Genomic DNA, 15,579 nt, shown 5'->3' with positions numbered 1-15,579 from the left:
CATACGTCGCCAAAATCATTCATAGCTAGCAATTTCCAAGGTGCTCGAAAATTCGTCTCAATATTCTTTGAAAGTGCGCCATAGCTAAATTTTGTGGACCGACTCTTGTCTGAAGCTGCAAATTCGTTGTAGCGGCCTACGAGATATTGGACATAGCGGCTGGCATCCTGATCCGCTCCGATCGTACCGTTCGCAGGCTGAATCGCCACGTTCTTCCGAGAAGATCTGATATGGATGGTGTTGGCCTGGATAGAGCCCCGGGACTAGCAATCATGATGTTACCGCTGTTGCTATTCATCTCTGAGCGGCCAAGTGCTCCCAATAGCGTCTTCGCGTAAAACCCATCGGTTCTCTTCTCTTCCCGACCATATTCATCGGAATGGATAAGCTTCATCTCAATTAACGCATCAGCTGAATAGATATCTGGTTCAGCATCGACCATTGTATGGTGGCGAGGGCAGAGCAGGATGAGATTTTCGAACGCTTGACGCTGTTCTTCCGTCTGGCCTTCGTCATATCGAGGGCCACCTTTGTTCTGTCCGTGGATGTGGCAGATTTCCCCTGTGATAGTTCCCACTGGTTCAATGATCGGAAGCTCACACTCGGGGAATGCGCAAAGATTCCCCGACAGTGCGAAAAGTCTCTTGATGGTCTGCTCTGTCGGCCTTCCCATGTGCCCTCGTTTTCTCGATCATTGGCTCACCTTGTGCGGCCATCGATCCGGTGAAATCTCACACGAATTGTTCTTCGAGACTGCTTGGGTTGAGGATTTTCCACTGGAAATTTCCACGAGTCCGGCTAATCTGTCGGCTATGGCTGATCCGGTCATGCCGTCCACAATGGCGTAGCTCAAGGGCAGGATTCTTGAGTATTGACCGTTCGAACCTCTTCCAGGTGCACGGGCTAAGTGGACACGCCTCCTAGATGCACTGTCGGAGTGGTTTTATGAGGATCATCGTTCCCGATCGCGAACGGCTTAAGCAAGCCGCAAAATTTCTAGTTCGTGAATCGTCGCACCTCAATCTTTCAGCGATGCATGAGATGCTTGCTATATCGCTAGGCTATCGCGACTGGCACGACCTATCAGGCGTTACAAAATCCGGCCCACCTTCGCCGCAGAAAGACATTCAAATCGCGGACCTGCTCCGCGTAGTTACGGAAATCGCGTCTTCATCGGGTGTGCGGGCGCTCGACGTACAATATGCTCTTTCCAGAGCACAAATCCTATGGGGGCCCCACAGTCCATCGGGGCAGCAACTCCAACTCTGCTCCGCAATTTGGCGGGAGACGCTATTCGGCGCTCCCGGTCGAGGGAAGGCAGGAACTGTAGTCAAAGACAAAGCGTATGGCGCCAACGAACCAGCGTATCTAATCCGAGCTGGGCGGCCGACTTACGTACTCTTCGACACTGGCCTCGGCACACGCGCCGACTTCGAGGTGACGACACCTCGCCGGCCGCTCCCAGACTTCGTACCGTCACGCCTATGGCTTCCTTATGGATACTGGACCCTTGGTGACGGCTCCGAGGTCATTTTCTCGCGCGACTACTTTCCGTTGTGGCGAGTTACCCCCGGAATGGTCGAGCGGCTTGACCCTTGGCTATGGATCCGGGATGTAGTGGACGAATTTCATTTCGCGGCTTCCATATCGGCAACGGTCTGGGCAACAGGTGCCGCCCGCGACCAAGCGCTACGGCATCTTGAGCTGAAGCGGATCTTTGAGCTTCCGAAGTTGTTGAATGTCATGGCTTACCTTTTTTCCAAGGACGTAAGCACTATCGGCGAAGCAGTCCGAGTTTTAAGAGACATCGATTCAGAGGGGCGGCCAGTTCCGCCGTATGCTGAAATCAATGGTCGTCTACAAACTTATCGATAGCCTTCTCAGACGAGTGCGGGCGTAGCAGAGCAGACCTCGATGCTTGGGTTGAGCTCGACGTTATCAACTGGATCGAGAGCGCAACCGCTATCGTCGGAAACCCGTAGACGTCGACATGTGCGACACGGCGTGGGTCATTGATTTGGAGGCCTGCGCATTGGCTCGCGGAAACCCTTCGCGTTGATCCCGGTCTCGGGGTCGACGCAGTCGATGCGCGCAGCGGTTACAATAAAAATATCATACATTTATACGTGGAAAATGACGTCGATCAGTCGACGCTCTCTGGTGTCCAGTCTATCCTCATCGAAAACTATTTGCGGGCGGGCTTGGCATTGAGAATCAACAACTGCGGGCGAGGAATTCATCGTAACGAAGTCAAAGGGGTAGAAACTCTCCGTGACGCGCTACCTGCCGACTGGTTCGCTTTCACAAATCTTGATCTCGTGATCGACGCCGGGACGGCACGCGAGGTCGACATGATCATCATCTCGCCTCGCTACGTATTCATCGTCGACCTCAAGAACTGGTCTGGCAAGGTGTCGGGCTCCGACGGACACTGGTCGGTAGACGGAAAAGATATGGGTTCTTCGCCCGTAGCCAAGATCTGCGAGATCGAACGAAACCTCTACATTTTGCTGAAGGAAGAACTCAGTAAGCATCAACTGACGAGAGCCCTACCCGTACCGAAAATAATCGGGCTGACGGTGTTCATTCAGCAGGTGGACAAGTCTGGAATTCCAGCTGCAGAACGCGGAAAGGTTCTCTGGCTTGACGAATTTGTCAATGCTTTAAGAGATGATCAGACAAGCCGGGATAAATTCGGCAACGTTGCCAAGGAGTTTCTTAATAGGTCTCTGATCGATTCATTCTGGAAACAGCGCCTCACAAATTTCTTCAACGCCGGAAGCACCTCGCCTCTCCAGCCAGGTCGGCGAAAATTCGAGCGCTACATTCCCGAAGACGCGTCGGAGTTCGAACATCCTAACAATATCTATCGCGAGTACAGCGCGCGCGAAGCTGGTACTCCGCCGAGCCTCGGAACTCTGCGTCTTTGGGATTTCTCTGAGGTAAAAGACGCCCGGTTCCAAATGGAAACAGGTAGAAAAGAAATCGCCGGACGGGAACGCCGTGTCTATCATTGGCTTCGTGACCGGTCTGAATCACTCGATAGATACGTTCTCGCTCCGAAAACGGATGATGAAGCTGCGAGCGTCAGATATTGGGAAATCTTCGACCGGCGAAAGCGTCTCAAACGCCTATCCGACTGGATTGCTACCGAGTTTAAGGGAACGCGTCCTAATACCCGCGTTGAGCTTGTTCGCCAACTCCTTACGTCGATTAGCGAATTCCATAAGGTTAAAGCCGCCCACCTGGACCTAGGGTCTCACAGCATCTGGGTAGAAACGCCCACCACTGTAAAGTTGTCCCACCTGTTCGCTGCTAGCCACGACGATGTTCGATCGATGGGGCCTGATCGATACAACTTCCTTGCAAGTGTCCAACTACCCGAGGACATCCTCGGGGCGCCTTCTGGAGACCCCCTCCGGCGTGACGTTTATTTGGCAGGGGTTGCCGCCCATCAGATTATTTTCGGCGAGCCGCCGCAAGGCGACCCGCCCGAATGGAACCCTGACGTGGATACTGCTTCGGAATGCGAGAACTTGCACAGCTGGTTCGCTCAAGCCCTGGACTTGGACCAGTCAGCTCGGTTTGCAAACGCTCGATCCGCACTGGAGGCATTGAATTCAGCAACGATAGAACGGCCAACCAAAGAAGAAATACGCTTAGGGTTGGAGCGATTAGCTTCCGAAGTCGGCTCACAGAGAAAACTCTTCGCTGCGTATCCGGTAGATGGCGAACCTCTCAAGGAGACTAACGCGGTAGACATCTGGCGCTCAACGAAAGACGGGACCCGCTGGCTTGTCAAACTATGGAAGCAACCGGCTTGGGGTGACTTCGAAAAAGAGGGCAAGCGTATCCTTGCGTTCCTTGAACGGGCATTAGAATTTCGAGCTGATAGACTTGCCGGCCTACCTCAGGTGGCAGAGGTGCTTTGGCTGTCAGACTCCTTTGCCGTCATACAAGAATGGATAGACGGGGACAGCCTGGAGAGCGTTATCGCATCTCCTCCAGATCATTGGAAAATCCCAGAAGGAGCGATCCGAGCTGTTCAAGCACTCGAAAGCCGGATCAGCACTTTGCATGAACAGGGCTTTGCGCATGGCGACCTGAAGCCTGACAATATCATATTGTCAGACGGCTTGAAGTTTTCACTAATTGACGTGGTCGATTTCTCACCAATGGCCGATGGCGAGATACAGAACCGTAGGTATTCGGCAGGTGGCGATCGCTTCGAGCGTGATCGGTACGCTGTTTTGAAGATCGCAGAAGAAATCCTTTTATGTGCCGTTATGCCCGAAGAAATGGCCGCAAGCCTGACCTCCGCGATTGAAACATGCCGAAGCATGTCGCCGCGCTTGTCGACGCTAACGCCGTTGGCTGAAGCACTCGAGGCCCAGCTCTATACTTTAAGTCAGCCGCTTTCAGCTCAAAACGCAACGATCAAACTCCATCTCTCAGGACGAAAGTGCCAGCCAGGCATACTGGAGCCGGAGGAAGGAACGTACTACCTACGAATGTACGGCAAGCTCAAGCAACCCGGAATGCGCGTTTACATCCGAGGTGCTTTCGAGGAACTTGAATTTCGTTTTGACGATGCTGGAAAGGCGGTGGCTGTCAATCGACAGCCGATTACTCCGACGAAGATCGCGGTGATAGAGCGACACGAAATATTCAAGTTCCAAGGGGAAGTCGCTGTTCTGGATAGCGTCAAGAATGATTTTCAGCAATTCGACGAACTCATGGTGGACCCTTCAGTTCTTGAAGCTCAGTCGCATCGCCCTCCCACGGAGCCTGCAGAAGCTGATGAGGAGGAGCGCGATGAGCTGCTTCCCGAGGAGAATGTGGAAGAGGGGATCATTGAGGAGTTGGCAGCCACAGCGCCGACCAGGGATGCTGTCGAAATCGATGTTCCAACCCTTTGGCGTCAGCTCATCGACACTGAAAAGGAGCTGACCACAGAGGCGATCGCACTGGCAGACAGTTCCTACGACCATCAACTACGCCGTCACAAGGTACCTATGGACCTTGAAAGCGGTGTGTTCGATTTTGATCGCAATGACGCTGTCGAAGTACAACGACTGCATAACGGCAGTTGGCGGCGCCTCGGTGAACTAGACTTATCGCGGTCGACTGCGGAAGGCGCGGTTATTGATGCATATCAGTATGGTTACGGCGGCGCGCTCGTCGAAGCGGATCAAAGACTTCGCTTTTTGAGCCACTTTGAGGCGGAATCTCTTAAAAGACGCGCGGGAGCTGTCGATCGAATCTTGGCGGGTGACGGTCGTGCTAGCGGTCTGGTGTCTGTGTTTGATCCAGCATCAGGTGTGATCCCGATGCGAAACAACCACGTCGTCCGCGACGAGGACCTGGATGAATATGACCTCAATGAAGATCAAAAGGATGCCTTGCGAACCATCGCTACAGTTCGTCCGGTAGGATTGCTCCAGGGGCCGCCGGGTACCGGAAAGACCAGGTTTATTGCCGCGCTTGCGCACTATGCTATTACGAGCGGCCTTGCTAAGAACGTCTTGCTTTCGAGCCAATCACACGAAGCCGTAAATACTGCAGGCGAAACTCTGTTGAAACTGTTTCGGAAGTCGGGCGGCGAACCCAGCGCTCTTCGTGTTGGTATGAATGAAGATCAGGTCTCAGACGCTGTTCGGCCATTTCACACATTGAGAGTCGAACAAGCTCTAAAAGATCGCTTTGACAGTAGCTTCGACGCCAGAATGACAATGGTAGGTGCAACGCTAGGGCTAAAGCCCCAGGTCGTATCCGACGTTCTTATATTCGAGCGCAACGCCGTACCAATAGCCAGACGTGTGACCGATCTGCGACAAAACGTTGATCGAGACGATTCGCGAATAGCAAGTATCGTAGCGACATTGAAAGCGATTCTTGAGCGTTTGGATCTATCCCCAGACTACACGGAATTGCTCGACTACGGAGCGGACGAATTCGTCAACGAGGCCCTGGTAGCACTTGTCAATAAGCACCGATCCCTAACCGTAAGCGAAGAGAAGATTGCTCGCCTGCGATCGGCTATCGCAATTGGGACTGACTTTGTCACGAGCACATCAAATCACTTCAGAAGTTTCGAGCCCTTTCTAGCAGCGACCAGGCAGATTGTCCTTGGAACCTGCGTCGGCCTTGGCAGGGCCTCCCTTGGCTTGGTCAACACAGCCTTCGATCTGGTTATCATAGATGAGGCAGCGCGATGCACCGCCAGCGAGCTACTGGTGCCTTTGCAAGCGGCGAGGTGGGCAGTTTTGGTAGGAGACCAAGCACAGCTTGACCCCCTTCACCGCGGTGAGGTTGTAAGAGAGGTTCGGCGGAACACCCAGTTCCCACTACGCGAGATCAAGCGTAGTGACTTTGATCGAGTTTTTTCGAGTTCTTACGGCGAAATCGCCGGCGCGCGCCTCAAGACACAGTATCGGATGCTCGAACCTATAGGGCGTTTGGTCTCAGAAGCCTTTTACCCGGACTTAAGGCTTCGAGCAGGCCGATCTGAAGCTGTCTTGCCATCGGGCTGCCTCCCAGAAGGCTTCGATAGGCCTCTGATGTGGGTCAACACGAGTGGCCTTAAGGAACAATCGTTCGAAAGTCCGGGTGGTAAGACGGGAAGCCGCATAAACAAGGTTGAAGCCGATGCAATCGTGCTTCTTCTCGAGCGGTGGCATCAGCATGATGCCTTCAAGACTTGGTTGACAAACCAGACCACGGCGCCATTCGGGGTCGGCGTCATCTGCATGTACGCGGCGCAGCGCGACCTGATTAGACGGAAGATTTTGAGATCACCGCTGGCCGCTCATCTTGATCGGCACATCAAGGTTGGAACGGTTGACAGCTACCAAGGCAAAGAGAACCCTATAGTCTTGCTTTCATTGGTACGGAACAACCGAGACGGCTCTAAAGCAGAGAACGAACGTCTCGTCGCTGAGGGCTTTCTGTCTACTCCGAACCGAATAAACGTCGCGGCGAGCCGAGCTATGGATCGCCTCGTCATTTTTGGCACGTTAGATAGGTGGCCCAAAGCCGGTCCGATGTCAGATCTCACACAAAGATTTCAGGAAGCATCTGATCGCGGAAATGCACAAACAATCCAGGTTTCGTCATTTTTAAACAGGAATTTTCAGCGCAAAGAGGTTGCTAGCGATGGTTGAAAAGCGACCAACTCTGACACTGAAGCCAGTCATCGATGTCTTATCATCTGACGATGATATGCGTGTCGACCTATACACCTTTGATTTGCTTCTTCCTTGCCGGCGATACGAGATAAATTATAAAATTGCGCTTTTAGGTAATATCAGCCCGACACTAGAATTTCTTCTTCGCTTGGTTAAGACTGTCGACGGATTAGAGGAGGACGAAGCGAGAACGTTTTTTGGGTTTTCGCGAACGGAGATGGAATACGTCATCTCGGAAGCGACAACTCCAGGATATGTTGATCGGATCGAATCCCGGCTTTGGCTAACCGTGGCTGGCGACGCACTGTTTTCTGAAGGAGGATCGCAACCCGCTATCTTCAAAGTTGAAAGCAGATCCAAACAGTTCGGTTTTGATCAGCTATCACTCTCACCAGAGCGCAGAATGCCGCTTGACCGTCTCGAGATGTTACTCCCAGACCTGTCTACTGATAGCCCTTTCGGAGGAGGAGCTCCGTCCAAGGTCGTTGGGGAGCGGTTCAGACAGTTTTTCCGGGAGCTAGGTGACCGGGAAGAGCGGCGATCAAAACGAAGAAACCTCTATTCGATCGACAGCGTCGTTCCAGCGGAGCGCTATCAGGTCCCCATTCGCTTGAATGTTTATTGCCAGGCCTCAAGTCCGACCTTGCCGGAAGTCGATCTCTCCAGCTGGCGCCCTGAGCAGGAACTATCAGACCGCCCCCAAGTCGAGAAGGCGATCGGAGAATTCGTTTCGGCCCTAAGTCTAACTGTTCAGGAAGATCAAAGCGCCTACGAAATGCTGATGGAATTTGCGCCCGACTTTTTCAAGGAGTATCGAACCGGCCGTGGGTTTGCGGCAGCGCGATACTGGCGCTATGCGATAACCCATCAAGGTGATACCCGTTTGGATCGACAGACCATCCCAATCGCAGGATCACTCACCACACGATCGAACCTCGATAAAGTCTTTCGTCTAATCGACAGTAGGGTTCGTGAATCAGGCCAACCTTCAGTAATCCTATCCATCCCGTGCCAACGCAAAAATTGGGGCGCAACGACGCTGTTGCGGGAGGCAAATATTTCGATAAAGCAGAAACTGCTGATTGAGACTGAAGACGAGAACGCCTCGCCAGAGACCATCTGCCTAGTCCCCGGAAGGCCACAGAAATACCTTGCAGAGGCCTTCGACGTAGCCGCTGGCATCGACTACCATGAGATTCCGCAGTCGATCGAGCTCTACGTAATCCCTTCCGTGGCCGTCGTGGTTCTCGCCCACACACCAGTCGGTGCTCCAATCGGAATACCAGTACCCTTGGGTTTCGCATCACTCGATGCGGCTGTGGTTCGCCGAGTTGAGGAAGCAGTTTTGGACAAGGTCGTGCGCTTTATTGATCGCGATCATCTACGTTCGCGCATCGAAATAGCTCTCGCTCCCTCACCTCAGGTCGCCCTCGATGAATAAGATGGCCGCTAAAAACAACCAATCCAAATTTCGCAAGCGACCGCGAGTGCGCATTCACATCTACAAAATCGACAACTCGAAAACAGGCGATGAGCCTTGTCGGACTGTAACAACTACACCGCTGGCCTCCGCAGGATGAGCAATGCTGCCTTCAACACTCCTTCTGGTGGATAGCAACTGCCTAAGATCACCAGAGTTGCGGGATTTTCTCAAAGCGTCCCTCGACAATGCGATCGTGATCGATCATTTGGTCCTCTTCGAGATATTTAAGAAGAACCCTCTTGTTACAGGTCGAGAAAGTCTTGCTATCGCGGCTGACTTTATCGACCAAATCTATGTGATTAAGCCGACGCATCGCTGGCTGGATGACGTGATCACGAGTAATCGCGATTTGGAACGCCTCATCGACTTAGAGGCTACGAAGGATTTGCGAGAGCTTTGCCAAGGCCTGTTTCAAGGCCCACCAACGGACAGCATCACGTTTCGCTTGGAGGCACGACAGGCGGAAGCAGTTAACTACATTGACCGGCTAAGTGAAGAAATGGGTGAGTATGAAATTGCTCTCCTCGAAAAAGCCAAGGAGTTTTCAGCAAGTCAGCTTGCCGAAATCCGAACTGGGAACGTCGTGACGGATGCGACCCGCGAAAAAATAAACGCCCTTCTCTATGAGATTACCGGCCACTTTATTCTGTCCTATCAAGAGCCGAACCGAACTAAATCACTTAACGTAGCTACCGCAAAGAACATGTTCGCGTTTCGATATGCGCTTTGCGTGGTCCTTTTTTACCTGGAGTGGGTTCAGTTGGGACGAGGCTCAAAAAAGCTGACCAAACGCCTGAACGACATCGTAGATCTTCAGATCGCGGCAGTAGCTACGTTCTTCAGCGGCGTTGCGAGTAATGATGCGAGAACTAGAAATGTAGCGAGGGAGGCCACCCACATGCTTGCGAAATGGGGAGCATTCATTCGTTCTACAGATAACCCAAGCGAGCACGATTCGCAGGGCGAATATAACGATCGGCTGCAGACTTAGATTTGGGAGAAACTATGCATGGCTACACTGGAAGAGCTTGAAGCCGCGCGACGCCACTTGGCGGACTGGTTGGACCGCTTTGATAACTATTCAGGTAACAACCCGGATAAATACAGATCCGATATCAACGCAGCTCGGCGCCGCGTGCGTCAGTTAGAAGATGGGCTCAAAGCTCGAGGTGATTTGCCCTTGTCTCCGCAGGAGGAGCTTGCGGAGACACTAGACCGCGCGTTTCCCTCCGCAAAAAGCAAGGAGGTCGTGGAGTATGAAGGGCGGAAATTCCAGCGCAGGTTCTGGCCGTTACAACGCAGTAATTCCGGGAAGAGCGTTACTGAGTGGGGCAAAGGCTGGGAGGAGCTTAAATAATTGTGCGTTCGCCGGGCGAGCCAACAGTGAAGCTCTCTCCGACGTTATTTGCGAGATGTTTTCACAAATACCAGAACAATGCGGTGGGAAGTGACAGGTTTCAAGACTGAAAGCGATATGCAGCGCGAAATCGGCGAGCTTATTCGGACTGGGCAACTCGCAAACTGCATAGTGAATGAGGACGATTTGGCTGGTCTATTGGACGAGTCTCCAGATGTCCTGCCGCTATTCTCGATTGATCGCCTATCAAGAACTGCGATGATCAGAGCCGCGCTTGGCTGCATGAAGGATCTAAACGATATCCAGATCCTCACCGACGATCAAAACGTCTCCATGCGTCGGGGCGAAGCTCTTCGACCTGATTTTGTCGGAATTTCTGAGGATTCGCGATCGGTTTGGGTCATCGAGTTAAAAAATAGTGGGCAGACCGCGCGGGAGGCTTTCACCGAACTACTCGGTTATGAGCATGAGATCAAAAACTACCTCCCGTTTCTGGCCGACTGGGACATAAATTTCGTCCTGATTGCGAGTGAATGGTCCACGCTGCTGGATCACAGTCTAGCTTCGGCTTGCACGTGGTCTCGTAAAAAAGTGCTTGGTCTTGAGGCTGGCAAAGCACCTGATGGCACGGTCACGCTAAAAGTTCGTGTCCCGGAATCCTGGACGATCACAGGGGTGGCACACTTCCCAAACAAAAGCCTACCCTGCTTTCAAATCTCTCTTGACGGGATCGGCGAAGGTACCTTCGAGGAGCCTGACCCACGTCTACCGATGGCTTTGAATTTGCTTGCTCGTGAAGGCGATCGCCAAGGTGGGCATGGCTTCGCAATGTTGTGGCGAGACCGATGGTTTGGCGACAGAGGCCAATATCATCTGACCCTATGTGGCGTATCCCCCTCCGCGTTCTTCAACGCCGCGAGGGAGGTAGGAACAATATCAGATGATCAGGGCAAATTAGCTAAAGCTCTGTCAGCGTCCCTACTCGGGGAAATCGACCCCACACCTGGCGCGCTTCTATCTCTGTACAGCTACATAAAGCCCGTCGTCTCCGAGGTCGGAAAACCAACAATAGAAGGTTTCATGGATTGGCTTCAAGCTCAAGAAACATACCTGCATCGCGCAGAGCCTGTTTACGTTGAATTTTGGGGGATCCTCGGCGACCACGCGAGGCGTTACGTTATGCACCCAGCAATACGGGAAATACGACCAGACTTGCTTGGCAATGGGATGCAGGACTGGCGGTCGCCGTCAGTTGGTTTGCAAATTCTAGACGAGTTTTTCGCACCTACCTTTTGTGCTGATGGCGAGGTTCGTATGATAGACGCGTTCACACTCGGGCGAGATCTCGCTATAGATGCAGTTCTCAGGCAGAATTTGGATAACCTATCGCTAAAACGAGAAACGGAGCGCACGCTTTCTCCGCGTCGCTTTTGGCACTCCATTCGGATGCAGATCCTTCTCGAGCAGACTCGATTGATCTACATGTCGTCAGAAACTATGAGCGATGTTGATGGCACCGTCCGTTACAGCTTGGGAACTGCTCCCTATTCAGAAGACAATTTTCAAGGCCTAACACAATGGATCACCACCGGTCTTTTGGCGAACTCAGATCCTCACGTGACCGCGTTCCACCTAGGGCTTAAAGGGAATGTTGCTTTCGATCCATACTTGTCTGTTGGTGGTCCCGGCGCGATCGAACATCAAAAAGAACTAGAGTTGGAGATCATCGAAGTGCGACAGGCCGCGCTCAATTGCGCTGACGAGCAGCAGCACAACGGCGGATTGAGCGATAGACAGCAAACTCTAGTGAACGAGCTGTCAGCGCTTAAGGAGACAAACACCGCGATGGTGGAGAAAGCCCTCGAGCTGTTCGATACGCTCATTTTCCCGGTCTTTCACAAGCTTAATCGTCTCGTTAGCGTCTCACCAGATTGGTCTTGGTTGAAGCAAGGGGTACGTGAGGCACGTGCCCGCGGCCAGCGTGCCGCCATACGGCTCGGAGCAGACGGAACTTTTGGAACTGTGGTCATCACTGAACCGCATTTTCTGCTGATGTCGGACGTGGACAACCCAGAGACCCACGTTCTTTTCCTTAACCATCGATCGGGCGTTGCGACATTGACCAAGACCACATGGGCGGCACTTGAAGCGAGCAAAGACTTCGAGAATCTTCCTCCACCCTAGGGGAGTGAGGCGGCTAAACGATCCCCTATGCCCGAAACCTCCCCCTCCCCGTCATCTCTCTGAGGCCGAGCTCCAAAACGATCCGCCGCGCCGCCTGCGGCGTGACGTCGAGCGTCTTCGCCACCATCCCGGCCGACACGAGCGGTTTAGCCATGACGAGATCGACGAGTTCCGGCAATTTTGAAGATGTCCGCCGCCCCTCCAGCTTTCGGTCCATCATCGTCTTCGCAAGCGTCAGCCGGTCATGCTCTTTACTGCCGATCTCGGCGGCCGCCAAAAAACCCGTAGGCTATGGCGATGCTGCGCGACAATGCTGTTGTATGACATTCTTCCTCGCGAGAGCGTGTGTGGCGTCATCGGAAAGATATGCATTCCGCGTTGGCGCTTTCGGCCTATAAAGAAGCGGCGTTGGCATACTGCCTCATGTAAATCCCTCGAACATATGGCATTGTCATCGCCTGCGGCCAGCCCCGCTTTGGACCTGTTGATTTTGGAATTTGTATTTTATGACGGGGATTTAGCCTGTTTGATCGTAGCTGTTTAGCGCACTGGATCGTGGTTTTAGGCTACTGCCGGATACTGTAGCGTAGGGATTTGGTTGCGGGGGCAGGATTTGAACCTGCGGCCTTCAGGTTATGAGCCTGACGAGCTACCGGGCTGCTCCACCCCGCGGCACCAGCGAGAAGTCGGAAGAACTTGTCGCCTAGATCTGGTTTTTGCTTTTGGCAAAGAACCGAAGTGATTTCATTATAACACAAAGGCCGCTTACGCGGCCTGTTGATTTGGGCGCTGGCCCTTATTTGTGAATGAGAAGATTTGTGTTGCGTTTTGCAGACCTGGCAGCGACCTACTCTCCCGCGTCTTGAGACGAAGTACCATTGGCGCTGGGGCGTTTCACGGCCGTGTTCGGAAAGGGAACGGGTGCAGCCGCCCCGCGATAACCACCAGGTCGGCAAAACGCAACATGCTCCATGTTTTCACATGGAAACTGCTGTTTCGAGAAGCTGGAGAGCCAAGGCTCTATTTAATTTACACGTCTTTCTGTGACCCATCCTCATGTTGCCTTGCTCGAGATCGAGTTTGGCAGCCATACAGGACGCTAGTCCGTCGCCGGTTGTCCGGCGCGCCGTCCGCAGGGCCTTTGGCCCGTGAGGACAGAAGATGATGTCATCAAGCTTTGCTTGATGAACATATTCAATGGGAACGAAGAAGTCGATCGAGCTATTAGTAACGGTAAGCTTCACACATTGCTGTGCTTCCACACCCGTCCTATCAACGTGGTCGTCTTCCACGGCTCTGATAGGGAACACTCGTTTTCAGGTTGGTTTCCCGCTTAGATGCCTTCAGCGGTTATCCATTCCGTATATAGCTACTCTGCTATGCCCTTGGCAGGACAACAGATCCACCAGAGATACGTCCATCCCGGTCCTCTCGTACTAGGGACAGATCCTGTCAATATTCCTACACCCACGGCAGATAGGGACCGAACTGTCTCACGACGTTCTGAACCCAACTCACGTACCGCTTTAAATGGCGAACAGCCATACCCTTGGGACCTGCTCCAGCCCCAGGATGCGATGAGTCGACATCGAGGTGCCAAACAACCCCGTCGATATGGACTCTTGGGGGTCATCAGCCTGTTATCCCCGGCGTACCTTTTATCCGTTGAGCGATGGCCCTTCCACACGGGACCACCGGATCACTATGACCGACTTTCGTCTCTGCTCGACTTGTCAGTCTCGCAGTCAGGCTAGCTTATGCCATTGCACTCGACGACCGATTTCCGACCGGTCTGAGCTAACCATCGCGCGCCTCCGTTACTCTTTCGGAGGCGACCGCCCCAGTCAAACTACCCACCATACACTGTCCCGGATCCGGATGACGGACCGCGGTTAGACATCCACGAAGATAAGGGTGGTATTTCAAGGATGGCTCCACAGGAACTGGCGTCCCTGCTTCAAAGCCTACCACCTATCCTACACATGCCTTGGCGAATGCCAGTGTAAAGCTATAGTAAAGGTGCACGGGGTCTTTCCGTCTGACCGCAGGAACCCCGCATCTTCACGGGGAATTCAATTTCACTGAGTCTATGTTGGAGACAGCGGGGAAGTCGTTACGCCATTCGTGCAGGTCGGAACTTACCCGACAAGGAATTTCGCTACCTTAGGACCGTTATAGTTACGGCCGCCGTTTACTGGGGCTTCAGTTCAGAGCTTGCACCCCTCCCTTTAACCTTCCAGCACCGGGCAGGCGTCAGACCCTATACGTCGTATTGCTACTTCGCAGAGCCCTGTGTTTTTGATAAACAGTCGCTACCCCCTGGTCTGTGCCACCCCATCATACTTGCGTACAAAAGGGTCACGCTTCTTCCGAAGTTACGCGTGCAATTTGCCGAGTTCCTTCAACATAGTTCTCTCAAGCGCCTTGGTATACTCTACCTGACCACCTGTGTCGGTTTCGGGTACGGTCTATACGGTGGAGCTATTTCCTGGAACCTCTTCGCCGCCCAACCAATCCAATAAGGTTGAACAACACACGAGATCCGTCACTACCACCAGGCCCACGAATATTAACGTGGTTCCCATCGACTACGCGTGTCCGCCTCGTCTTAGGGGCCGGCTAACCCTGCTCAGATTAACTTTAAGCAGGAACCCTTGGTCTTTCGGCGAGGGAGTCTCTCACTCCCTTTATCGTTACTCATGTCAACATTCGCACTTCCGATATCTCCAGCAGCCCTCACGGGTCCGCCTTCACAGACTTACGGAACGCTCCGCTACCACATGCCTTACGGCATATCCTCAGCTTCGGTGCATGGCTTTAGCCCCGTTACATTTTCGGCGCAAAGACCCTTATTTAGACCAGTGAGCTGTTACGCTTTCTTTAAATGATGGCTGCTTCTAAGCCAACATCCTGGTTGTTTTGGGATCCTCACATCCTTTCCCACTTAGCCATGACTTGGGGACCTTAGCTGGAGGTCAGGGTTGTTGCCCTTTTCACGACGGACGTTAGCACCCGCCGTGTGTCTGCCGACTAGTACTCCTCGGTATTCGGAGTTTGGTTAGGATCAGTAAGACGGTGAGTCCCCATAGCCCATCCAGTGCTCTACCCCCGAGGGTATTCGGTCGACGCTCTACCTAAATAGATTTCGCGGAGAACCAGCTATTTCCGAGTTTGATTGGCCTTTCACCCCTAGCCACAAGTCATCCCGAACTATTGCAACAGTTATGGGTTCGGCCCTCCAGTTGGTGTTACCCAACCTTCAGCCTGCTCATGGCTAGATCACTCGGTTTCGGGTCTAATGCAACTAACTAAAATCGCCCTATTCAGACTCGCTTTCGCTGCGCCTACACCTACCGGCTTAAGCTTGC

General features: G+C 53.0%; 6 protein-coding genes, 1 tRNA gene, 2 rRNA genes and 1 pseudogene (1 of these 10 cut by a window edge). 6 read left to right on the top strand and 4 right to left on the bottom strand.

The features are described from left to right. The first annotated feature begins 945 nt into the window (after positions 1 to 945). The 6 genes from AC5YUO_RS21415 (at position 946) to AC5YUO_RS21390 (ending at position 12,211) form a co-directional block, all read left to right on the top strand. Complete coding sequence (locus tag AC5YUO_RS21415) at positions 946 to 1,875, top strand: hypothetical protein (protein ID WP_496155099.1); 930 nt, start codon at positions 946 to 948, stop codon at positions 1,873 to 1,875. 251 nt (positions 1,876 to 2,126) lie between these two features. After that, the gene (locus AC5YUO_RS21410; protein WP_496155098.1) at positions 2,127 to 7,163 is read left to right on the top strand and encodes an AAA domain-containing protein; all 5,037 of its coding nucleotides are present in this window, start codon (positions 2,127 to 2,129) and stop codon (positions 7,161 to 7,163) included. Continuing rightward, a complete protein-coding gene (locus AC5YUO_RS21405; RefSeq protein WP_496155097.1) occupies positions 7,156 to 8,628 on the top strand; it encodes a hypothetical protein in 1,473 nt (490 codons plus the stop codon). Before AC5YUO_RS21410 ends, AC5YUO_RS21405 begins: the two co-directional genes overlap by 8 nt. A 142-nt stretch (positions 8,629 to 8,770) precedes the next feature. Continuing rightward, on the top strand, positions 8,771 to 9,661 hold the full coding sequence (locus tag AC5YUO_RS21400; protein ID WP_496155096.1) for a hypothetical protein: 891 nt from the start codon (positions 8,771 to 8,773) through the stop codon (positions 9,659 to 9,661). A gap of 18 nt (positions 9,662 to 9,679) precedes the next feature. Beyond that, on the top strand, positions 9,680 to 10,027 hold the full coding sequence (locus AC5YUO_RS21395) for a hypothetical protein (RefSeq protein WP_496155095.1): 348 nt from the start codon (positions 9,680 to 9,682) through the stop codon (positions 10,025 to 10,027). A 90-nt stretch (positions 10,028 to 10,117) separates the two neighbouring features. After that, positions 10,118 to 12,211, top strand: a complete 2,094-nt coding sequence (locus AC5YUO_RS21390; RefSeq protein WP_496155094.1) for a hypothetical protein — start codon at positions 10,118 to 10,120, stop codon at positions 12,209 to 12,211. Positions 12,212 to 12,236: 25 nt separating this feature from the next. Here the strand turns inward: AC5YUO_RS21390 and AC5YUO_RS21385 are convergent. The 4 genes and pseudogenes from AC5YUO_RS21385 to AC5YUO_RS21370 all read right to left on the bottom strand — a co-directional run. Next, positions 12,237 to 12,494: pseudogene (locus AC5YUO_RS21385) on the bottom strand (helix-turn-helix domain-containing protein); the annotation flags it as partial. Positions 12,495 to 12,806: 312 nt separating this feature from the next. Continuing rightward, positions 12,807 to 12,883, bottom strand: a tRNA-Met gene (locus AC5YUO_RS21380). Positions 12,884 to 13,045: 162 nt separating this feature from the next. Next, a 5S ribosomal RNA gene (rrf, locus tag AC5YUO_RS21375) occupies positions 13,046 to 13,160 on the bottom strand. A 254-nt stretch (positions 13,161 to 13,414) separates the two neighbouring features. After that, a 23S ribosomal RNA gene (locus tag AC5YUO_RS21370) occupies positions 13,415 to 15,579 on the bottom strand; it runs 771 nt beyond the window's last position.

Source organism: Agrobacterium sp. LEGMi-208b (genome assembly GCF_059511785.1).
This window is presented reverse-complemented; position numbering and strand designations above follow the sequence as displayed.

Bases quoted from the DNA above. Each gene is read 5' to 3' on its own strand.
- AC5YUO_RS21415 (WP_496155099.1), top strand. From the start codon at position 946: ATGAGGATCATCGTTCCCGATCGCGAACGGCTTAAGCAAGCCGCAAAA.
- AC5YUO_RS21405 (WP_496155097.1), top strand. From the start codon at position 7,156: ATGGTTGAAAAGCGACCAACTCTGACACTGAAGCCAGTCATCGATGTC.
- AC5YUO_RS21400 (WP_496155096.1), top strand. From the start codon at position 8,771: ATGCTGCCTTCAACACTCCTTCTGGTGGATAGCAACTGCCTAAGATCA.
- AC5YUO_RS21395 (WP_496155095.1), top strand. From the start codon at position 9,680: ATGGCTACACTGGAAGAGCTTGAAGCCGCGCGACGCCACTTGGCGGAC.